This window comes from Mucilaginibacter sp. P4_D1 (assembly GCF_056401935.1).
In genome coordinates, this window is the sequence record NZ_JBFUIJ010000045.1 from 22,017 (window position 1) to 44,437 (window position 22,421).

Annotated in this window: 14 protein-coding genes and 1 other RNA gene; 8 read left to right on the plus strand and 7 right to left on the minus strand. The window is 44.2% G+C overall.

Annotated features, from left to right (window positions below):
• Positions 1-277 precede the first annotated feature (277 nt).
• Positions 278-1,009 carry an ATP-grasp domain-containing protein gene (locus AC1DV1_RS25905; RefSeq protein ID WP_477365734.1) on the plus strand — a complete coding sequence of 244 codons (732 nt, stop codon included), beginning with the start codon at positions 278-280 and terminating at the stop codon, positions 1,007-1,009.
• Between the two features lie 83 nt (positions 1,010-1,092).
• On the opposite strand, the gene AC1DV1_RS25910 is transcribed toward AC1DV1_RS25905, so the two are convergent.
• Entirely contained in the window at positions 1,093-2,871 is a 1,779-nt protein-coding gene (locus tag AC1DV1_RS25910) for an ABC transporter ATP-binding protein (RefSeq protein ID WP_477365737.1), read from the minus strand.
• A gap of 124 nt (positions 2,872-2,995) precedes the next feature.
• Positions 2,996-4,744, minus strand: coding sequence for an ABC transporter ATP-binding protein (locus AC1DV1_RS25915; RefSeq protein WP_477365741.1), 1,749 nt, complete (start codon positions 4,742-4,744; stop codon positions 2,996-2,998).
• Between the two features lie 308 nt (positions 4,745-5,052).
• Here AC1DV1_RS25915 and AC1DV1_RS25920 point away from each other — a divergent pair, with 308 nt between their 5' ends.
• The 4 genes from AC1DV1_RS25920 (at position 5,053) to AC1DV1_RS25935 (ending at position 8,889) form a co-directional block, all read left to right on the plus strand.
• On the plus strand, positions 5,053-5,688 hold the full coding sequence (locus AC1DV1_RS25920; protein WP_477365743.1) for a MarR family winged helix-turn-helix transcriptional regulator: 636 nt from the start codon (positions 5,053-5,055) through the stop codon (positions 5,686-5,688).
• Between the two features lie 140 nt (positions 5,689-5,828).
• Positions 5,829-6,422 (plus strand): Crp/Fnr family transcriptional regulator, encoded by a 594-nt coding sequence (locus tag AC1DV1_RS25925; RefSeq protein ID WP_477365746.1) that lies wholly within the window; start codon positions 5,829-5,831, stop codon positions 6,420-6,422.
• Between the two features lie 67 nt (positions 6,423-6,489).
• Complete coding sequence (locus AC1DV1_RS25930; protein WP_477365749.1) at positions 6,490-7,818, plus strand: cytochrome P450; 1,329 nt, start codon at positions 6,490-6,492, stop codon at positions 7,816-7,818.
• 387 nt (positions 7,819-8,205) lie between these two features.
• Positions 8,206-8,889, plus strand: coding sequence for a hypothetical protein (locus AC1DV1_RS25935; RefSeq protein WP_477365752.1), 684 nt, complete (start codon positions 8,206-8,208; stop codon positions 8,887-8,889).
• A 46-nt stretch (positions 8,890-8,935) separates the two neighbouring features.
• Here AC1DV1_RS25935 and ssrA read toward each other — a convergent pair.
• Positions 8,936-9,304: a transfer-messenger RNA gene (ssrA, locus tag AC1DV1_RS25940) on the minus strand.
• A 129-nt stretch (positions 9,305-9,433) separates the two neighbouring features.
• The gene (locus AC1DV1_RS25945) at positions 9,434-15,310 is read right to left on the minus strand and encodes a DUF3320 domain-containing protein (protein WP_477365755.1); all 5,877 of its coding nucleotides are present in this window, start codon (positions 15,308-15,310) and stop codon (positions 9,434-9,436) included.
• A gap of 503 nt (positions 15,311-15,813) precedes the next feature.
• Here AC1DV1_RS25945 and AC1DV1_RS25950 point away from each other — a divergent pair.
• Positions 15,814-16,668, plus strand: coding sequence for a hypothetical protein (locus AC1DV1_RS25950; RefSeq protein WP_477365758.1), 855 nt, complete (start codon positions 15,814-15,816; stop codon positions 16,666-16,668).
• A gap of 70 nt (positions 16,669-16,738) precedes the next feature.
• On the opposite strand, the gene AC1DV1_RS25955 is transcribed toward AC1DV1_RS25950, so the two are convergent.
• The 3 genes from AC1DV1_RS25955 to AC1DV1_RS25965 all read right to left on the minus strand — a co-directional run bounded on the left by AC1DV1_RS25955 (position 16,739) and on the right by AC1DV1_RS25965 (position 19,883).
• Complete coding sequence (locus AC1DV1_RS25955; RefSeq protein WP_477365761.1) at positions 16,739-18,262, minus strand: Gfo/Idh/MocA family protein; 1,524 nt, start codon at positions 18,260-18,262, stop codon at positions 16,739-16,741.
• A 5-nt stretch (positions 18,263-18,267) separates the two neighbouring features.
• Positions 18,268-18,948: a 3-keto-disaccharide hydrolase gene (locus AC1DV1_RS25960; protein ID WP_477365764.1), complete on the minus strand. Its 681-nt coding sequence runs from the start codon at positions 18,946-18,948 to the stop codon at positions 18,268-18,270.
• A 332-nt stretch (positions 18,949-19,280) separates the two neighbouring features.
• Positions 19,281-19,883, minus strand: a complete 603-nt coding sequence (locus AC1DV1_RS25965) for a hypothetical protein (RefSeq protein ID WP_477365767.1) — start codon at positions 19,881-19,883, stop codon at positions 19,281-19,283.
• Between the two features lie 762 nt (positions 19,884-20,645).
• Here AC1DV1_RS25965 and AC1DV1_RS25970 point away from each other — a divergent pair.
• Both AC1DV1_RS25970 and AC1DV1_RS25975 read left to right on the plus strand, forming a co-directional pair.
• Positions 20,646-21,677 (plus strand): sensor histidine kinase, encoded by a 1,032-nt coding sequence (locus AC1DV1_RS25970; protein WP_477365770.1) that lies wholly within the window; start codon positions 20,646-20,648, stop codon positions 21,675-21,677.
• On the plus strand, positions 21,674-22,378 hold the full coding sequence (locus AC1DV1_RS25975) for a LytR/AlgR family response regulator transcription factor (protein ID WP_477365773.1): 705 nt from the start codon (positions 21,674-21,676) through the stop codon (positions 22,376-22,378). Before AC1DV1_RS25970 ends, AC1DV1_RS25975 begins: the two co-directional genes overlap by 4 nt.
• Positions 22,379-22,421: the final 43 nt, after the last annotated feature.

The following is a 22,421-nucleotide window of genomic DNA, read 5'->3' on the forward strand; positions in this document are numbered from 1 at the left end:
CTTTTGCTCCCGCGAATTTAGCGCGCCGCAACTGATCGTATTCATAACTTACCTTCCAGCTTAAATTAGGCATACGACCAGTTGGTATTTATGACCTATATGTAGTAACTTGCCATATCGATGTCGACCGTCAAGCTATCGCCCGGGCAGATATAATCTTTTAGCAGAGGCGTTAAAAACTGTAATAGAGACCACTACTAATAGCACACCGGTTGTAAAAACGAGCAATGATCTCCATCACAAATACTACCACCTTAATCTACATCCCCAGAATTCAGTGAAATTATATACAGAAAAAATCACCAGAGGAAAAGCAAGCAATATCACTGTGGTAACGGGAATTGAAGCTTTTTATCACATGGGGTTTGAAATCATCGAAGTAGAGCACTTTGACGATCTTGCCGTATCCCCGCACAACATCTTCTTTGGCAGCATAAGCTTCGTGCAAACTGCCTTGAATAAATTAGACTTTGAAATCCCTGAACATATTGACTACCCTGGTTGCCTTTCGAAATTTTATGGAAGGAAAATAACCGAATCTACAATAGATAAGATTGCAAATAATCCCGAATTGTGGAATGTATTTGTGAAACCCAGGCATAAACTTAAAAAATTCACGGGCAGGCATATTAAAACTACTTATGATTTAATCGGATGCGGTGATATAGAGGGCGATGTACCCATATGGGTTTCTGAACCTGTTGAGTTTATAAGCGAATGGAGGGTCTTTGTAAGATACAAGGAAATACTCGGTGTAAAGCCGTACAAGGGAGACTGGAGAAACCAATATGATTATAAAATTATAGAAGAAGCAGTTAATTCATATAAGAATGCACCCGCCGGTTACGCTATTGATTTCGGTTTAACAGCAGATGGAAGATTTTTGATTGTAGAAGTTAACGAAGGATACGCTATTGGAAGCTATGGTCTCTTTTATATCGATTATGCAAAACTTATTTCTGCACGATGGGCAGAAATGACACAGCAGGAAGACCTATGTAACTTTTAAAACTTTCGCTCAATGTGTTTCGCTACCTACAATGAAACAAGCTCCTGTCTTGATTCTTGACTCTTGATTCTTAACTCTACTACCTAACTCACCCTCTTCCCATGCAGCAGCATATCAATCGCTTCATTTAAGCCACCTGCACGTATCACCTCGCCGGAGTTTACAAAGAAAATCTCGTCGGCATTTTCAATAGTGTTCAGGCGGTGGGCTATGATTACGCGGGTGGTGGTTTCGGGCAGTTTGTTCAGGATATCGCTCAGTAGTTTTTCGGTAATGGTATCAATGTTGGCGGTGGCTTCGTCCAAAATCAATATCTGCGGATTACGCAGTACGGCCCGCATAAACGCTATCAGTTGTTTTTGGCCAAGGCTAATGCTATCGCTGCTTGAAAGTACAGGAGTTTCCAGCCCGTTCTCAAAAATAGCCAGCAGGCCGCCCAGGTTGGCATCCGTAATCACTTTCTCCAATTGCTCGTTGGTATGTTCCTTGTACATATCGTTACTGTACAGGATGTTATCCTTAACGGTGCCGCTAAACAAAAAAGGCTCCTGTAAAATAAATCCTATTTTAAGGCTGCGCTCTTCGGCGGTATAGGTACGGATGTCTTTACCATCCAACAGTACCAATCCTTTTGATGGATCATACAGGCGGGCTATTAATGATGCCGTAGTGGTTTTACCGCCACCTGTTGGGCCAACCAGTGCGTAGGTTTTACCCTGCTCCAGCTTAAAGTTAATGTTATGCAATATCTCTTTGCTTTCATCGTAACTGAAATGCACGTTCCTGAACTCGAGTAATGCTGCATTAGGCTCGGTTATGCCAACCGCTATTTGTGGCAGGTCACTCTCCAGAGATAATATCTGCGAGATCCTGTCCCAGGCAGCCATGGCTGTCTGGAAGTTTGACCATAAAGCGGCAAGTTGCCTCAGTGGGTTATAGAACAAGGTGGTGTATGACAAATAAGCGATAAGAGCCCCTGGGGTAAACAATGCTTGACTACCATAGAGTTTATGAGTAATAAGGTAAATACCAAATGTAAGCACTATCAATTGGGCTATACTGGCAAACAAGCCATAAACCGGCACAAAAACGTTGTTAGCCAATCCCGCGCCGATGGCCTTTTCATAATTTTCACCGTTGGCGATAGCAAATCGCTTCCTGAAATAATCTCGGCGGTTAAAAGCGATAATCACCTTAAAGTTATTTAAACTTTCCTGGATCTCGCCGCTTAAGCCGCCGGTACTTTTTAAGTTGGCAGCGTTTTTAGCTTTAACCCATGGCGATAGTACAACAGTAAGTAACAGGATCACTAAAACGGGTGCTAATGCTGCCGCACCCAATTCAATGTGGATGACAAGCAAAAATATTCCCGCCCCTACCATGGTAGATATATTACCGATAAACTGCATCAGCGATTGCGAAAAAAACTGGTTCAGTTTATCTGTATCATTATTTACGCGGGATATAAGGTCTCCCGACTTGTTTTGATTAAAAAAACCGACCGGCAATTGCTGCAGTTTGTTAAATATCGCGTTACGCAACGTAAACAGCATGCGCTGCCCCACGCCCCCCATCAGCGTAGTTTGCTTATAGCTGGTAAACAAGGCCGCGGTGTACATACAAAGTAATAAAATGGCGTTGTGTATAACGCCATCAAAATTTTTATGAAGCACATAATTATCGATGGTATGGCCGATAATGAAGGGGCCCAGCAGGTTCAGCGTGGAGTTGACCAGGATGGCTATTAACGCTATAATGAGCGTTCGCTGCTCGTGCGATATCAGTTGGATCAGCTTCCGCAGGCCTGCCCAGGTTGATGTTTTTGGCGCAGTTTTACCAAGCTGGTTAAGATCGTAATTCATTTGTTGATAATATTTTTTGTGATACTTATTTAGAAGTTCTGAGTCTTAAGTCCGAAGTCTTAAGTCGTGACTCCAAGGAAGTTTTTTACTTCCGACTTAAGACTCAAGACTTTCAACTTAATACTCAGGACTTAACCGATTCGTAATTACTTGTACTTTGTTGCGAGTTAAATATCTGTACGTAATCGGTACTGGTTTTCATCAGGTCGTCATGTACACCGCTGGCTACAATTTCGCCTTCCGTCAATAAAATTATCTGGTCGTAATGTTCAACAGAGGCTATTTTTTGGGTAACTGATATCAACGTTAAACCCGGATAGTTTTGCTGAATATTTGCAAGGATCTTTTTCTCGGTGTTGCCGTCTACCCGGGCGGTAAAATCATCCAGTAACAAAACTTTAGGGTTAACCGCCAATGCACGGGCCAGCATGATACGTTGTTTTTGCCCACCCGACAAACTGGAACCACGTTCGGAAACAATGGTATTCAAATGCTCGGGCAAACTGCCGATGAAGTCCTTCAACTCCGCGGTGTCGATAGCCTTTTGCAACGATTCATCGGTAACTGTATCGCTGAAAGCTATGTTTTCGCGGATGCTCATATTAAATATAATGCTGTCCTGGAAAACAAAGCCTACCTGCCGGTGAAAGGATTCACTGTCATAAGCCGCTATGCTTTTATCATCATATAAAACCTCGCCGCTTGTTGCATTGATAAGCCCGGTTAGCAGGTAAAGCAATTGGGTTTTACCTGCGGATGTTGGCCCTATAATGGCAATTTTTGACCCAGCGGTAACTTTTAACGATATTTCCTTAAGCGCCAGTTTTTGTCCATAAACGACTGATACATCCTTCAACTCCACATTGCCGCGAAGTGCATCTTTTAAATCGCCCCCTTCGGCAACATCCGGTGCATCCAAAACAACGCTGATACGGGTATATGATGCACTGGCCTGTGCTATCAGGTTGCTCATAAAACCAAGCACAAATATGGGGAATATCAATAGCGATAAATAACTGTTGAACGCCGCGAAACTACCAAGGCTCATGGTGCTGTTTATTACAAAATGCCCGCCCATTACTAAAATGGTTAACCCGGCCATGTTGGCGGTAAAAGTTACAATAGGTATTAACCCGGCAAAAAAAGTCAGGATTTTTAGCCCGTAATTTTTGGCTTCGGTATTGGCAGCCAAAAATTTGTTAAACTCCAGTTGTTGCGAGTTAATAACCCGGATTAATGCAGCGCCCAATATACTTTCGTTAATAACCTTATTCAGCGTATCTATCACCCCGCGGCTTTTCATGAACAACGCCCGCACATTTTTTAAAACATATGCAAACGTACCGCCTATAATAGGAATAATAACAATAACAGCCAGCGCCAAACGCCAGTTAATAGTGAGCAGCATTACGCTACAGCCAACAATGGTTATAATCGACGTAACTATTGATACCAGCGCCTGCGATACAAATAACTTTATAGAATCAATATCGGCCGTAAGGTTAGTTAACAGTTTTGATGGATTGGCCTGCTCGATAAAGGCATGGCTTTGGCGCGATATTTTATCTGCCAGCTTTTCGCGCAAGTCCTTCGCTACCAGTTCTGACGAGTACGTTTGTATCACACCCTGGATAGAGCTGAAAATAAACACCAGTATTGCCGCCAGTGAAAACTTTTTAATCACATCGTTAACCACAAACTGGTGATGGGTGTATGCATCAATACCATTGGCAATTATTTTAGGCAGCCAAAGGTTAATTGCCGTAGCCGCTACAGAAAAAACTAATAACAATGTAACCCAACCCAGGTATGGCTTCAGCAGGCTGAATACGCCGGGTGGTTTTTGATTTGGTTTGGTTTTATCGGGTTGCATATGCAAGTTATATTAGATGCTGTAAAAGTGTATTACAAATAAACGCTACTTTATTGGACGATTGATAATCAAAAACATTTTAACACGATTTAAGGATTTATCGGAATTTACAGGATTTTGAAAAAAATTGAATAGCTCCAAACTAAACTCTTTTTATTTCTTCGCTAAATTAAAGAAATGTAAACCTTTCTTAATGCCTCAATTCAACTACTACCAATCCGAAATAACTTTTCAAATATATTACCATTTAGGAATAAATAAAACTTTTTAGAAATATTTTTTTATTTTTATGCCGAAATAGGAACATCATGAAGCCCGTAGTCGAATTAATTAAAGCTTGGTCGGAATTTGAGGAGGTAAGTGCGGACCAGACCGTTGAAACATTTTGCAGATACTACCTGCAAAAACAACGACCGCAGCCCAAACATCCGGGTAAAAAAGGCGAACGCATTATGAATGGTGCTTTCCTGTTAAAAACCATCGGCCGCATCATGAGTGCCTATAGCCTTTATTTTCGTGCGGCGGTAAAACATATTGCGCTCCCCCCTGCCGAAAGCTTCTACTATCTTAATGGCCTTAATCATTTAGGCGAGGTACGAAAAAGTGACCTGATCAACTACATGTTTGCCGAAACCACCACCGGTATGGAGGTTATTAACCGACTGATAACCGAAAAGAAAATTGACGAGCGTACATCGCCAGACGATAAACGTGCCAAACTCATTAAAATAACCGGAGAAGGACTGCGCGCGCTGGAGGAATATTACAAGATATCGGGCAAAGTTGTGGAAATGACTTTTAAAGGCGTAGATGATAACATTTTAATTGATTGCTTTGAAATGCTCCGCTTTTGCGAGCAACGCAACTCGGGCGTAGCCATCGAGCTGAAGAACAAGCCGTTTGACCAGATGTATGAGCAGGTGATGGCCGATAAACAAGTGTAATAAAAACATCGCTCGGCCAAAAGGCAGTTGGTTGAGCACATGTTCTATTCCCCTATAGGTGACGGGAAGATTATTCAACCGCTTTTAAATAAAATTATTCTATTGATGTCAATTTAAACAGCGTCAGCGTATCTTTGGCTATGCTTAGCCAGGAAGATATTCAATTTTATATTTCTATTTTAAAGGGAGTAAATATTATTGATATATACAGGCTTTTTAAAACAGCAAAAACAAAAAAAATACGGGCGGGAGAAATTTATATTCACGAAGGAACAGCCTCCACAAAGATGGGCCACATAAAAAAGGGCCTGATGAGGGCATACCAATTAAAGCCCAATGGCGACGAAATAACAGTATTAATACGCTGGGAAAGCCAATTTGTTGGTTCGTATGATACCATCATGTGGCAAAAGCCTTCCCGTTTTATTTTCCAGGCCCTGGAAGATACCACGCTTACGGAAACGGATTATAAGCTGGTGCAGGAAATGGCCGACCGAAACTCTTCGATAGGCGCCTACAGATCTATCTTCCAGGTAGATATGCTAAAGGAAGCAACAGATAGAATAGAATCTTTTGTGCTGCTGTCGCCTACAGAAAGATACCTTAAACTGATTCACGAAAAACCGGATATAGCTAACCGGGTGCCTGATAAATACCTGTCTACCTATTTAGGGGTTACGCCGGTTTCGCTTAGCCGTATTCGTAAAAGAATAGCTTACGGACAACAGCATTAATTAGCTTTTGTTAATTTTTTTAACGTGGCCCGCTTATAGGTTTGCAGTTGCATAAATGCAAAACACTATGAGCAATCAATATCATTTCCCTGCCGGCAATAACACGCTTCAAAGCTTAGCCGGATCATTCAAAGCAATAAAAGATCCGCTAAGCTATGTCTCCGGGGAAATAAAAAAGTTCGGGGGTACTTACTCCGGATTTATGCCTGGAAAAGGGCGGGTAATAGTTACCAGGGATAGCAGTTTTGTCAATTATGTCCTTCGGGAAAATCACACCAATTATCAAAAAGCCAGGCTGGATACAGATGTAGTTAACAAGCAATTAGGCACGAGCCTGCTTTTTGTAAACGGGGATGACTGGCGAAGACAAAGGCGGCTTATACAGCCTGCCTTTCACCATAACAGTATAAACCAACTGTATGAAACGGTGATGAATACCGTGAATGCCTATATAGCCAATTTTCCGCAGGGGGCGCAGGTCGATGTATATCCGTTAATGCGTGAGCTCTCCTTTTCGGTGTTGCTCAATTCGTTATTTAATATCGATATGTCCCGTAAGATGACCGATGAATTGTGCCGGGGCTTTATAGATCTGCAGGACTTTATGGCCAAAGATGTTCTTCAGCCTTTCAGGAGATTTTTATACCCCGTAACAGGGGCCGAGAAAAAGCTGGTTAAGCAATGGGATGGCATCAGGGATATGCTAAGAGGTATTATCGCGCTGCGGCGGACAGATGAAACGGCACATAACGACTTGTTAGCAATGCTGCTAAATGCTCGGTATGAAGACACCGGACAAGGAATGTCTGAAGAACAACTCATCAGCGAGTTGCTTATCCTGCTTTTTGCAGGGCATGAAACAACTGGCAGCACACTTTCATGGCTATTATATCTTATTGCCTCAAACCCGCAGGTTTGTGAAAAATTGATAGACACGACAGGCGAAATAGATATGTTGGACAGCCCGCGCCATAGCTACGTAAATGCCATAATTAATGAAGGTATGCGCCTGTATCCTTCAGTGTGGATAAACGAGCGGGTAGCTATAAAAGACGATCGGTTTGGCGGCTTTTCGTTCCCTGCCGGCACCAGCATTTTAACTTATATTTATGGGATGCACCGGTATGAAGGTTATTGGGAGAGCCCGCTGACATTTAATCCCGAACGGTTTTTAACCCCGGAAGGATTAATTGATAAGAACATCAGAAATTACCTACCGTTCGGCGCAGGTCCAAGAATGTGTGTCGGCAATAATTTTGCGATGGCCGAAATGGCGTTTGTTCTTTATGCTATTTTTAAATCGTTTAATATTAGTACTACAGAGAAAATCCCGGCAGCATGGCCATTACTCACTTTACGTCCACGGGAGGTTATACTCAATATTAAGAAGATATGATGAAAAGACCACTCAGGTTAATACACTATCTTTAAAATATCAATCTAATCATGCAATGTAAGAGGCTATTAAACGTCTGCCAGTGTTGATTATAAGAACTTATAAGCAATTTAATACACAACGAAGTTGCGGATTGCATAATATTGACTAACAAAGAGTTGGAGGAAAAAAATACTGGATAAGTGCTGATTTACAACACTTATCCAGTATGGTGGAGCCGGAGGAAAGGGGTTAGAACCTAATCCTATTTCATTGCTCGAAAACGAAGATTTTTTGTTTTTACTTAAAGATTTTCTTAAAGTAATTGATGCCATGGAAAAATMTAATCAATCAACCTATTTATGATAATTCTAATAGTTAGATTTACGTTGACCTTAATAACAATCTATGTTTGGCTTATTCAAAAGGAAAACGATCAAAGAATCAGAAACTCATCAATACCAAAATCAAGAATATCAATTTAAATGGTATGAGTTAGGTGATGAGAACCCATTTAATAAACACATACTCGATATCAGAAGCTTAACACAAAATACCTTGTCTTTTACTAGGGATAAATTCGTTGCAGAATTATTCAATAAACAAAGACAAAGTATCGGACAAGAATTAATTGGTTTTAAAATGGATGGCAGCCAGATGCTGGATGTAAATCTGGAGTATCCACATAATGGCTCGAAAATAGAGGGAGCTGCTTACAAGGCTAAGTGCATGGAAGACAAATGGGACATTTATGGTTGGAATGATATTATATACCTTACAAGAAGTTGGACTGGCGCGGTTGTTTATAAAGCTTTCATAAATGTATCAGATACAAATTTTTCAGTATATAAGATAGAATATGTCCCAACCGAGCATAAGCAAGACAAATTACTGGCTATAAATAATGTGCATTTTTTGATTAAAACACTTGCCTTTGGTGTTGTATACCCCCACATGGTTCCAATATCTTTATCGACAGATAAGGATATTGCATTATACTCCTTCAATCAATTTGGACATAATTGTTGGTACGCATCTTTTGATGAAATACTTGACACCACTTTAAAACCCAGAAAAGAGCAGAATCAATAACAAAAAACCGTAAGCCAAACATACGTTCAACTTACGGTAAGTAATTTTGTGGAGCCGGAGGGATTCGAACCCTCGTCCAAACATGGTATAAGGTAAGCTTTCTACATGCTTAGCTTCTGTTTAATTGTCGGGAACAGGAAGGTCAGTCGCTTACCTGTACCGTGTTCCGTAGGTGCTTTATCTCGCCCGCTTATCACACCCCAAGCAGGCCAGTTTCATTTGTCGATGCCCCTGATGCCGATCCAATGAAACGCAGAACCGGCGGGACAAAAGCTATGCTAATTCTAAATTAGGCAGCTAAGGCGTAGTTATTTTCGCCATTTGTAAGTTTGAGCGTTCAGATTAAAGCGCTAATTCACCCAACGCGCTGCATGCTTACCTACTTATCTCCATCCTGTCAATTCCGGTCGACCCCATTTTTTTGAGTTCGCAATTTGCCGGTGGGCAGTTTGCAGTTAAGGGTACAAAGGTAGTTAAAAAGTTGGCAGTTTTGAGTTAGCAGTTTGCAATATTTATATACGCATTGCTATTTTACGCACACAAATCAACCATTATAAACTACACGCTCGCCATTTACCGTGGCAAAACCCTTGTTCACGGCAATATTAATACCGCTTAGCATAGCGCTTTCCACATTGGCTCCTATCCTGGCAAAACCAAACAGCTTCGCTCCTTCCCTTACCAGATCGGCCCGGGCCAGGCTTACCTGGTTATGAAGAATTTCGCGTATCGCATTTGCTAACTCTTCGGGCGGCAGGTCATCAGCATCCCGTTTATCAGCATCGGTTTTAGCTATGCGGTAGATGTTATATTTCTCAGGACTCTGGTCTGCTTTCCAGAAATAAACATTGCCCCCTGCGGTTTTGGTTTGGGTAAGGTTCATCTGCTCAAATACTCCATCCAGGTGATTAACAAACCGCGCCGTTACCCGGCTAATTCCCCACGCTGCCAGAACGCGCCTGATGAGCAGATCCTTGCTTATGGGCGATTCGGTTTGCAATACATTAAATACCTGCGCTTTGAGCTTGCCACGGTTATGCTGCATAATAAAATCATCGGCCGTTAGGGTATGAACAGTATCTAAGTGGCTAACCTCGTATTCCTCGGCGACTTTTAAAATAGCCGGGGCTGCCGGCCGGGCTTGCGTTTCCGCAAAAGTTTGGTTGAACGATGGTTTGTTGTTTAAATCTTCGGGGCGTGGTGGTACCGGTTTAGCTTTTTCCGTTACAGCCGGTTCTGCTGCTTTCTTTTTACTTTCTTCTGCCTTAGTAACCGCGTCCATTATGCCGCTGATAACCTTGTCCGGCTTCTCCCACCATTCTGTCGACCAAATCTTGTGCACATTCCATCCTAACGACTTTAACACATCAACCTGTACTATCTCCCTATCGCGCGATGTGGTTGCCGCATGATAGTTTTTACCATCGGTTAATACACCTAAGATATATGCCGATGGATTTTCCTTATCCACAATGCCAAGGTCGATCCTGAAATCAGAACACCCTATCTGGCTGTGTACTTCATAACCATGTTTACGAACCGATTCGGCTATGCTCAGCTCAAACCCGCCATCTTCTTTTTGTTTTACCGATGCGCGGGGCGGCAAAGCGCTTTTGCCTTTTTCGGCATAAGCTAAAAATGCTTTTAGCCCTGCAACTCCTTCAGATGATGTGCGGTTAAGGTCTATCTGATCTGACCTTAAAGTTGAAAACACTTTCATCTCGTACCTTGCCCTTGATACGGCTACATTCAGCCTCCTCCAGCCGCCATCGCGGTTTACCGGGCCAAAGTTCAGGCTTACTTTTCCTTTCTCGTCCGGCCCATAGCCTATCGAAAACAGGATAACATCGCGTTCATCCCCTTGAACGTTCTCCAGGTTTTTGATAAACAGGGGTTCGCCGGTTTCCAGGGCAATCTTTTCCAGGTCGGGCCTAAGTACAAAGACCTCTGTTAGCATATCATCAATCAGCAGTTGCTGCACCGAGCTAAATGTTACAATACCAATGCTCCTTTTGGCCAGCAACGGATCAGACAATCGCTTAATCACCTCGTCAACAATCGCTTTGGCTTCGTATTTATTTTGCCTGCTTTTCCCTTTATCGTAATGCCCATCTACAGGCACAAAGCTTACTTTGCTGGTAATATCATCTGTTGATGGGAAGGTAAGCAGCTTGTTATCATAATATTTGGCATTGCTAAACGCAATTAAACTTTCGTGCTTGCTCCTGTAATGCCACAGCAGGTGTTGCGATGGCATGGATAGCGCAAGGCAGTCGTCCAGGATGCTTTCAAGGTCTTCCTTCTCCACATTGTCCTCATCAAAGTTATTGGTGGCAAAAAAGCTGGTCGGCGGCATTTGTTTTGGGTCGCCAACTACTATTACGTTAGTGCCACGAGCAATGGCGCCAACTGCTTCGCAGGTGGGCAACTGTGATGCTTCATCAAATATCACCAGGTCAAACTTAGGGTTGCCGGCATCAAAATACTGGGCTACCGATATCGGGCTCATCAGCATACAAGGAGCCAGCCGGTGCAGCAGGTTTGGAATGCCATCAAATATTTTGCGGATAGACATCGCCCTCCCGTTATTCCTAATCACCCGCTGCAACATACCAATTTCCGAACTTTGTGAAGCCTCCTGCGTAAACGACGGGATGTTTGCTGCCAGCCTTGCATATAACTCCTGCCGGGTAAGCATTTCAAACTTGCTGCTCACCTCGCGAAATTTTCTTATTTTTTCGCCAAACAGGCCACTGTTAAAACTGGCAAGCTCCGGGTGCAGGCTTAATATATATTCGGCGGCCGAGCGGTAAAATCCTTTCTGAAACTGCCTCACCAGGTCGGCATTTGCCATATTACTTTTTTCGTAAGCGGTAAGCAAGGGGTCTAATCCCGCGGCCAGGGCTTTATCCCGTGTCAATGTCCAGTTGTACCAATCTTTCAATTCATCCAGGTGTTGCACCCACTTAACGGCCTCATCAATCAGGTCGGCAGTGTAATCGCCGGTAACAATGGGCAACGTGGCAAAGTTTATACCCAACAGTTGTTGAATTTGCCCTTCGGTAGTTGTCACTTGCTGTTCTGTAGCTAGTAAGCCGCTTAGCGTGCCGGAGTTTTGGATAATAAACGCCCTGCTGCCTTCGGTAAACTCGCGCGATAATGTCGCTCGCCACTCCCTTAACTGGGTAGCACCTACAAGCGTTCCTGCGGCGCGGTTAATATTGATAACGGCGTCGCTGATACGGATCAACGCGTCCCAGTCGGGATCGCCATTTTTCCATAAAAAGCCGAGCAGGCCGGGTAAAAAAGAGGATTTGTCAATCACATCCTGTTCTGCACGGAAGGCTATCACCTGCTGCAAGTCCTGAACTATAGCCGATTTATCAATTTGCCCTGTGGCCGAAAGCGCACGCATATTTTTAACAATTGCCCGCTGGCCCAACCACCGTGGTAAAAACCATTTACCGTCGGCAATATTCCATTCAGATAAAATTCTTTGGGCTGGTATACTTAAAACCTCCTTTTGGTACCGGCCAAGCAAGGCCGAACGTAGTTTATCGCGCTGTTGCCCGTGGGCCGCAACGCCTACCACCTGGGCAAAGGTTTGCTCCAGAAAATCGGCCTGCAGCAATGATGCCGGGATATCGGGTAAGTCGAGCAATAAGCTTACCAGGGTATGTAATGATTGCTGCTGGTCCTTGCTTTTAACCAACCCGTTTATTTTCAGCAACCTGCTTACACCAACAAGCTGGCTTTGGTATTGGCTTAAAAGATCAAGCAGGTGCTCAATCAATTGGCCGGCGTCTTGCTTTACCTGGTTATTATATTGTTGCAAACGCATGTATTGCAGGGCATGATTGGCCGGCTGGCCTATCAGTGCACCGGCTACCTGTAATTCTTCGGCCACATCGTGCCAGGCAGTTAGCTTTGCAGGGTTTAGCTGCGCTATCGCGCCTGCTGCAAAATATACCCTATCCTCCCCTTTTTCAAAACGGCTGTAGTTGCTAAACAGATCAAACAACGAATACCCGAACGGGTATTTTTTATGCAGCACTTCAACATAGGTATTCAACTCATTTCGCAGGGCAAACAGGCGGTCGGCCTCATCGCGGTGACTTTCGGGGGCGGCTTTGCGGGCTACCTCGGTAGCGGCTTTCAGTTGCTCCAACACCGCTGTTTTTTTTGATTTGTTGGAATGTAGTTCGAGGCAAAAATCGCCTATGCCTATTGATTCCAGCCTATCTTCTACCACCTCAAGAGCGGCTTTTTTTGCCGCTACAAAAAGCACCCGCTTCCCTGCATATAAGGCATTGGCAATAATATTGGTAATAGTTTGCGACTTACCGGTTCCCGGGGGCCCGTGCAGCACAAAGCTTTTATCCTGGCCCGAACTCACGATGGCCTGCAACTGCGACGAATCGGTACTGATGGGGAGCGCGATATTTGCCGGGTGCAGCTGGCTATCCTGTATCAGCGATACATCGGCATTTTCCTGTGCCTGCCACTCCAGCTTGCCCGATACCAGGCTGGCTACCACCTTATTGCGATAAAGATGTTCGGCATTGTTATGAATATCGTTCCAGAGGATAAATTTACTGAACGAGAATGTACCGAGTACGGCCTGCTCCTCCACATCCCACCTTGATTTGGCCATAATGGCCTGGCGTACAATGTTAAATATCAGCTTTACGTCTACCCCGCTTTCGTCTTTAGGTAATGTATCCAGGCCGCCAATGGTGATTCCAAAATCCTGCCGTATCATTTCCAGCAAGGTAATGTTCACCATGGTTTCCTCGTCGCGGCTACGAATTACATAGCCTTTTTGAGCCGATTTACGGATGATCTCGACCGGGACCAGCAACACAGGAGCATACCTTGGCCGCTCGCTGGCATCCGTTTCGTACCATCTTAACAAGCCCAGGCCGATATAAAGGGTGTTAGCTCCATTCTCCTCGATGGATAACCGCGAGGCCCGGAATAAACCGGTAAGGCCGTTGGTTAGCTCCGGCTCGGGTAAAAAGCTACGGATACGTTTTTGACTCAGCTCGTGCTGTATCAGCTCGGCAATCGGGTCCGATTGGTGCAGCGCCTGGTACATACCGGCATCGCGCAGCGAGTTATCCCAATCGGCCGGCCTTGGCAACACCTGGAATTCCTGCCCATCGGCAAGGGCATCTTCCAGTTTACCTACATTCACGGTCATAAACTGTACTACGCTTTTGGTTATCCGGATATTGAGCAGGCTATTACGCAACGTAAGGTCAAGTAATTTACGTTCCCAGAGGCGTTGCTTGGAAATCTCGATATGATCTACATTTTTTAGCTTTTGCCCGGCGTAAATTTCGTCGGGCAGGGCGTTGGCCCGCTCCTGGCGGCTTTCTTCAATAATCTCCCAGCCTGCAGCGGTTTGTATCCGCAAGGGCAACGGTCGTATCCCGCTAAAACGGGCCCGCTTAATATCTATAAACAATATAAATTCGCTGGCGTTCAGCATCTTTTGCCCCGCCGATGCCGCAGCCGAATCAAATGAGGTATTGTTGCCGGCATTCATGCAGGTAGCTTCTACAATGGCTATCTCGCTTATGCCATCCGCCGTACGTTTGGTAATAAGCGATGGATCGTCATTCACTGCATCGGCAAATGATTCGTCAACCAGCCAGCCGCCGGCAACGGCGTGCCCTTTCACTATGATAATAATCGGGTGGATACCCACGGCCTCCATACAGGCGGCGTATAACAACGATAGGTCGAGGCAATTGGCCAGCCTGTTGGCAAATATGGCATCGCACAAACGGATGCGCTGTCCGCTTTCTTCAAAGCTGGCAGGTACGGTACAATATATCAGTTGCTGCTCGGCAATGGCCTCGTAAATGGCGGCCATTTGCTTACGTACCCTATCGGGGCTGCGGCTTTGGTAATCATCAAATGACGGGTTATCCGTCCAGCTTTGTAAAATGGCAGATGCCCGGCGAAGGATCTTCGGTATTTCCGGGTGATTAGGTGTTACAAAAGCCGCCAGCATCTCGGGCAGCAAGCTCAATCCGTTCCATTGGTCGTAAGCAAGCAGTTCTATCGGGCGATTTTCAGCCAATAGCAGTTCATCGCCGTTACGGATAATGATATTTATGGTACCCGATACCTTCTCGGTTAATTCGGCCAGGTATTGGGCTGATAGATTGAGCTGTATAGCACCTGTTTCAAAGGCATCCCCTTGTTTTACATACCCGTAAATCCTTTTCCATGAAGGCGCAAAAGTCGGTTCAACAGTAATTTCAACTTCCAGGGCATTCCAATCGGCCCCGGTAGTGTTGTTAATTACCAGCGACCGGATTACCGGCACATGGTTTTGCTGAAGGGCGAAATTGATTACAGGGGTATATGTAAGGTTGATATCTGTTGCTGTTAAAATACGCGTGCTCATATTAGTTGAAAAGATAGATATTTATTTTTATCTGTTCCATATTAAACGCTGCGAATGTGTTTTTTTAATATACCCAGGTAAAATATGGGTATTGGGGCTGGTAGAAGTGGCCCATTCTGAATCTCCCCCGGTTGGGGAGGCTTAATTATATTCCTCTGAGTCTGCCCGAACAAGTTGTTTCGTATACACGAGCCTTATGTAAAAAAAGTTGTCATTTCGAAACGAGGTACGAGTGAGAAATCTTGTACGCCCTGCATCACAATTATCCGCCCGGAATGCAGGGCGTACAAGATTTCTCCTCACGCCAGCGTTCAAGCCCCTCCCATGTTCGTTCGAAATGACATTTTTTCCTTACCGATACACTTCTACAAAACCCTGTACACGCCGTAACCTCACGTCGAGCATTTACATGCACCTTAAATTTTACATTTCTTAAAAAGCAACCATTTACCCTTTTTTAGAGTAATGACTAATAAAATCAACTACATCTTAAATTAAAACCTATGAAAAATTACAAGTTACCTCATGCTATCATTGCTGTGTTTGTAAGCATTGTGCTGTTGGGCTCCTCATGCAGTAAAAGTTCGAACCGGATTATACCAACGCCGGAATTAACCGGAGTTGTGCTGACCGATAATGCCACCTTCGGCAAATTACTTACAGATAACAACGGATTCTCGCTTTATTTTTTCTCTAAAGATGTAAGCGGCGCTTCGGCCTGTGTTGACGGTTGCGCTACTACCTGGCCCGTATTTTACAAAGCAGGGTTGACCATTGGCGCCGGCCTGACATCATCAGATTTTGGTGTGATTGACAGGCCCGACGGCAGTAAACAAAGTACCTATAAAGGATGGCCATTATATTATTACAGCAAAGACCTTAAAGCCGGTGATACCAATGGTGATAAGGTTGCCAACCTTTGGGCCATAGCCAAAGCCGACTATACTATTATGTTTGGCAACGCCCAGCTTATCGGGCTGGACAAAGCCCAGTACACCGATCAAGGCATTGCAGGCACGGGAGCATCGCAATTTATAACTGATGACAAGGGGCTTACATTGTACATGTTTAGCAAAGATGCATCCGGCAAAAACAATTTTACCAAAGCCGATTTTAGCAATAATGCCGCGTGGCCCATTTTTGAGGTTACCGGGGTAGCCAGCATCCCCTCAATTTTTGATAAAACCCAGTTTACCACTATTAACGTATTCGGAAAAACACAACTTGTTTATAAAGGGCATCCGCTATACCATTTTGGACAGGATGCCGCAACCCGGGGCAATACCAACGGCGTAAGCTTCCCTGTACCAGGTAGTGCTATCTGGAAGGTGACTAACAGTACAACAGTAGCTTTATAAATTGACAAAAAACATTTTAACCGGGCGGGTGACATTTATCACTCGCCCGGTTTTATATTTCCCGGGTTAATTACAATTTCAGTTCGCCCCAACCATGCCGGTAAGTACGGCGGATGTATTGGTTGGCGGGTTCAAAGTTGGTTACGCGCATGTTTTCGCCATCCCAATTCAAGCCGGTGTACCTGCCGCTGAATTTGTAGCCTTCCATGTTGCCATAAACCGGATCGTTGCGTTTTATTTTCTCGCGCAGGTTAAAGGTGCGCAGCAACAGGTTGCCCATCAGCACTGTTTCTGTCAATGGCCCTGCATACCCCACAAATGGCGAATCCACCTCCATTTTGCCGTAACCAGCTATACTGGCATCAACCCACTGCCACCAATGGCCATCCATACCGCCGGCAACGCGCGGGTATTTTTCGGGTACGTTTATATCCTTGTTTAGCGACAGCGGCAGCAGTCGGGGATGGCTCCCTCCCCATCCGCAGGAAACTTTTCCTTTGGTGCCGATGAATAATGTACAGCCTTCAAAATCATTTTCGCCGGGGAAATCGCCCAACGCTTCATTCATGTTTAAGGCTGGGTCAAGCTCGTTAAGGCGCTCGGGCGTTATGCCGCCGTCCATCCAATGCAAATCGAGGTTTTTACCATTTTGCTGCTTAAATTTAAACTTGATAGCACTGGATACCGGCCCGCTTTCGGGGTAAATACCTTCTTTAAAAATGCCGCTGTAAACGGTGCTGGCACTGCCCGAAACTTCGGTTGGATAACCCAGGCCAAGCAGTTTAAAAGGAGGCCCCATAATGTGGCATCCCATATCGCCCAGCGCACCGGTGCCAAACTCCCACCAGCCGCGCCAGTTAAAGGGCACCAGGTTATCAATATAGTTGATTTGCTTTGCAGTACCCAGCCACAAATCCCATTTGAGTTCTTTAGGAATTGGCGGGCTTGTTTTTGGCCAGGAAATGCCTTGCGGCCAAACCGGCCTGTCGGTCCAGCAGTATACTTTCTCGATATCGCCTATCAGGCCGGCTTCAAACCATTCGCGCATGGTGCGCATACCATCACAGGATGCACCCTGATCGCCCATTTGGGTTACCACCTGGTATTTTTCGGATGCCTGGGTTAATATACGGGCTTCGTAAATATCGTGTGTTAATGGCTTTTGCAGATATAAATGCTTTTTGAGCTGCATGGCGCTCAACCCAACCAAAGCGTGGTTATGATCGGGGATGGCCACGGTTACAGCATCAAAGTTTTTATGCTGCTTATCAAACAACTCGCGCCAGTCATGATAATAAGGCGCTTTGGGGAACTCTTTGCGGCGTGGTGCGGCCTGCCTGTCGTCAACATCGCATAAAAAGGCTATAACGGCATTTTTTTTAGGCGCGGTGGCAAAGTGCTTAATATCGTTCTCGGCCTCCCCGCCGCAGCCTATCGCGGCAATATACAGCTTATCGCTTGGCGCGGTGTAACCCTTGCCACCCAGCACAAAACGGGGTACAATGTAAAAACCGGCCGTAGCTATAGCGGCCTTTTTTATAAAGTCGGCACGGCTTATGCCATTATTGCCTGTTGCTTCATCCAATTGCTCCATAGTCATTATTTATGCAATGGTTTAACAGCTACTTCCTTAAAAAAAACCACATCGTCATCGCCATGGTTTTGCAAGCCTATGTAGCCCTCATTGGGGCGGATGCCGCGGAACGGCTCAAAATCAAATTTACGTGCCGGTGTCGGGTCCCCCTCCTTATAGTCGGTTACTTTTTGACCGTTAACAACAACTATAGTTCGCGGGCCATCCAGTGTAATTTCCATGGTATTCCACTGCGGGCCGGGCTTGCCGGGTTTGGCCAATGGCTTGGTAAGCGAGTACAGGGTGCCGRTAATATGGTAGTCGTCCTCTTTGGAGGTTTCCGGATGGTTATCTATCTGCACTTCATAACCATAAAATACGGGCATCCATTCCTCGCGTGGCTCCAGCGGTATGCGGATGAATACACCGGCATTGCTGTTAAACTTTTGCATTTTATAAACTACGCGGATGGTACAATTGCTGAATTTCTCCTTCGTCCAGTACAATAGCCCCATGCCGCCGTGGCTGCCTGTTAAGCCATCCTTTACATAGCGACTGCCCTTGCCCACCTGTTTCCAGCCGTTAAGGTCTTTACCGTTAAAAAGCTGTCGCCAGCCATCCTTATTTTGCGCTTTGGCATCTACAGAAAATAAAATAACGAAAAACAAACAGCCAAACAGGCCTTGCTGAAAGTGCGTTTTGATCATGGCAGACAGGAATTAAATGGTTTATAATTGGTTGTACTAATGTATAGATATTTATTGGAATGATGCAAGCGGGGGTGGAATTTGCAGGCTGATTTAATATAGATACATGAACACATTTACGATAACCTTACCTATATCATAACATAAAATTTAATACACTACCCGGTACTGAAAAACTCAATCAAGCTTAAAATTGAGCAATAAACAGCAATAACGACTTACGGTGAATAATATCGCAATTGATAGCATTGGCAATAACAACCGGCTTACCAGCTAACAGTGGATAGCAAAACCAGTGGTCTAAGAAATTGTAGCCTAAACGATATTGGATACTAAATAACTTCCTCTTTTTGTTGATTGACCAACCTGTTTATTCTTGGTTGTAATATCCAGATACCGATGCAGAAAAACCAGATGAGGAAAAACTCGCCGGTAAAATCGCTAAAGGTAACCTCGCGCTGAAGCTCGACTGTTTTAATAGTTTTTGCGGCAAAATACATACAGTAAAAAATGCAGAACATGCTAAATAAATGCAGCGGAACAATAACTGAAAAAGCCAATAAAATTGGTGCCGGGTTATGAACGTTATTAAAATGGGGAGACAAAAATAAGGTAGGAAGAGTTATACAAAGGACTGTTATATATATTACMGGGATAAGCAGAAAAACCTTAAATAAAGTAACTTTCATTTTTATATCCGCAGGAACCATGCTTTGTAAGCCTGTGGCCACCGACCAAAACCAGCCAAACATTGTGCCCATAAACAGCAACATAATCAACGGAAAAAATTTAAAATAGCTAAATATAAAATCGGGACCGGCGTTAGGGCTCAAACCCGTAATAATACTGCCCATCATTACTATTTGCAGCAACATAGGGATACCAAACGATAAAAGGAACAATTGCCAGTGTTTGGCGCGTAAAAAAATATGCATAGCGGTTTGTGGGTTTAAGGTTTAAAACAACGAGTAAAGATCGCGACTTTCAATGGCTAAGATAATTGTTTTGTTGATTTTTTAACGGACCTAATTATCTATTTCGCAAGGCACTTTGTAGTACTAAGTCAAAAGAACGGTGAAGCTGGCCTTCCGGTTATTCAACAATCATCAGGCAGCAAATAAAATAAGGCCGAAAAACTCTCGCAGTTTTATCGGCCTTTACATCTACCTATGAAAAACAATCCTTTGAGAAGGATATTAAGTTATATTCAATTGCAATGCCAATTATTAAATGTGGGTTAAAAGCCTTAAAACAGCACTTAATTTTAAGTTGCGTAATAGTTTGTGGAAATTACGCCACTATTATTGTGTAATAATGACGCAGTGGGGCGGTTGGTCATTGGTCATTGGTCATTGGTCATTGGTCATTGGTCATTGGTCATTGGTCATTGGTCATTGGTCATTGGTCATTGGTCATTGGTCATTGGTCATTGGTCATTGGTCATTATGGAAAGCTCCTTGACTTATGATTGTTTTAACTATTTAACATAATGTCAACTCAGAACTCAGAACTCAGAACTCAGAACTCAGAACTCAGAACTCAGAACTCAGAACTCAGAACTCAGAACTCAGAACTCAGAACTCAGAACTCAGAACTCAGAACTCAGAACTCAGAACTAAAACCCCTTTCGTCGGCACATTTCAGCCGCTCGTCTATTGTATTTAATACGATGGATAAATGCGTTTACCTTAGCCCGCATGTTTAACCGCATAAAGCCGGCGCTTGTTATCGAGGTGTTTATCCACTTGCTATTTTGGGCGCTTATTATTTATACCCCTATTATTTCCCGACCGGACATGCGGGGCATGCCCCAGCACTTTTTTTCGCCCGGGCGTATTATCACCTTCAACCTGGTACTTGCCGCCGAGTTTTACCTGAATGCCTTTGTACTCATTCCCAAGGTTTTAAAAAAGAATATCTGGTTTTATTTTTTGGCTTTACTGGCATCATTTGTAGTTTTTAATATCGTGTTATTATATGCCAGGCCGCATTTCCCACTGCCTAATGTGAAAGATATGGAAGGCCGGGCACCACGCGGGCCTTTCTTTGTACTGTTTCCGTTACTATCTATAACTGCCGGCAGCTTTGCCTACCATTACCTTGCCGATCAGTTTAGGGCGATGAATAAAAAGAAGGATATCACCAATGCCTCGCTCCTGTCCGAACTGGCTTTTCTGCGTTCGCAGATCAGTCCGCACTTTATATTTAACGTTATAAACAGCGCTGTGGCATTATCCAGGTTAAATCCTGCGGCAGTTGAGCCTACGCTTATACAATTATCAAAATTATTGCGTTACATGCTGTATGTTACTGATGCCGAAATGGTAACGGTGCAAAAAAAAGAAGATTACCTGCGCAGTTATATCGACCTGCAACAACTGCGCTTTGGCGACCTGGTAAAAATTTACTTTAAATCGGATATAAAAGCGCCTGATAAAACTATCGAGCCCATGCTACTGATCCCTTTTGTGGAGAATGCCTTTAAGCATGGTACCGGCGATATTGCCAGGCCCGATATAGCAGTCACGCTTTTTGCCGACGAAGAAACACTGCGGTTTACAGTACAAAACGTGTATAACGCAGCGGAAAAGCAAAAGGATAATGACAGCGGCATCGGTTTAGCCAACGTAAAACGGCGGCTGGAACTACTTTACCCCGGTAAACATAACTTATACATCAATAAAAACGAACAAACTTATATTGTAATGCTGCAAATTGAACTTAAATGATGCGATGCCTGATTATTGACGACGAACCGCTGGCCCTTGACCTGCTGGAAGATAACCTGAAACATGTGCATAGCATACAAATAGCAGCACGCTGCCGCAATGCCGGTGAAGCCATCCTGGCCATGCAGAAGGAGCAGATCGACCTGATATTTTGCGATATCTATATGCCCGGCATCAATGGTTTACAGCTTATTAAAAGCCTCACCCAGCGCCCCATGGTGATATTTGTAACGGCTTATGAAAAATTTGCACTGGAAGGTTTTGAACTGGATGTAATTGATTACCTGGTAAAACCGGTGCCGCTTGACCGTTTTTTAAAAGCCTGTCACAAAGCTATCGACCTGTTTGAACTTCGCCGGAGTTATGTACCCCAGCCTGTAGTAAAAAACTATTTCTTTTTGCATGCCGATTATAACCTCATCAAAATCAGCTTTGACCAGGTGGAATATATTGAAGGGCTAAAAGACTATGTGAAGGTTCATTTCACCAATCAGCAAAAACCGGTATTATCACGCATCAGCCTTAAAGCTGTGGAACTGCAATTGCCTGCCGAGCAGTTTTTCAGGGTGCATAAATCATTCGTGGTAAACCTGCAGCACGTATCCCAGCTTCGCAGAGCCCGCATAAAACTCGTCAATACCGAAGTGCCCCTAAGCGACAGCTACCGGGAGGTGATTAATAAAATGATTGGGAAGGTGTGAGTTGGTGAGTGGTTGATTGGGTTGATTAGTTTATTCATGTAAG

What these genes read in the sequence shown, in the direction of transcription:
- AC1DV1_RS25910 (WP_477365737.1), bottom strand. Translation starts at nt 2,871, where the DNA reads ATGAATTACGATCTTAACCAGCTTGGTAAAACTGCGCCAAAAACATCA.
- AC1DV1_RS25915 (WP_477365741.1), bottom strand. Translation starts at nt 4,744, where the DNA reads ATGCAACCCGATAAAACCAAACCAAATCAAAAACCACCCGGCGTATTC.
- AC1DV1_RS25920 (WP_477365743.1), top strand. Translation starts at nt 5,053, where the DNA reads ATGAAGCCCGTAGTCGAATTAATTAAAGCTTGGTCGGAATTTGAGGAG.
- AC1DV1_RS25925 (WP_477365746.1), top strand. Translation starts at nt 5,829, where the DNA reads ATGCTTAGCCAGGAAGATATTCAATTTTATATTTCTATTTTAAAGGGA.
- AC1DV1_RS25930 (WP_477365749.1), top strand. Translation starts at nt 6,490, where the DNA reads ATGAGCAATCAATATCATTTCCCTGCCGGCAATAACACGCTTCAAAGC.
- AC1DV1_RS25935 (WP_477365752.1), top strand. Translation starts at nt 8,206, where the DNA reads ATGTTTGGCTTATTCAAAAGGAAAACGATCAAAGAATCAGAAACTCAT.
- AC1DV1_RS25945 (WP_477365755.1), bottom strand. Translation starts at nt 15,310, where the DNA reads ATGAGCACGCGTATTTTAACAGCAACAGATATCAACCTTACATATACC.
- AC1DV1_RS25950 (WP_477365758.1), top strand. Translation starts at nt 15,814, where the DNA reads ATGAAAAATTACAAGTTACCTCATGCTATCATTGCTGTGTTTGTAAGC.
- AC1DV1_RS25955 (WP_477365761.1), bottom strand. Translation starts at nt 18,262, where the DNA reads ATGGAGCAATTGGATGAAGCAACAGGCAATAATGGCATAAGCCGTGCC.
- AC1DV1_RS25970 (WP_477365770.1), top strand. Translation starts at nt 20,646, where the DNA reads ATGTTTAACCGCATAAAGCCGGCGCTTGTTATCGAGGTGTTTATCCAC.
- AC1DV1_RS25975 (WP_477365773.1), top strand. Translation starts at nt 21,674, where the DNA reads ATGATGCGATGCCTGATTATTGACGACGAACCGCTGGCCCTTGACCTG.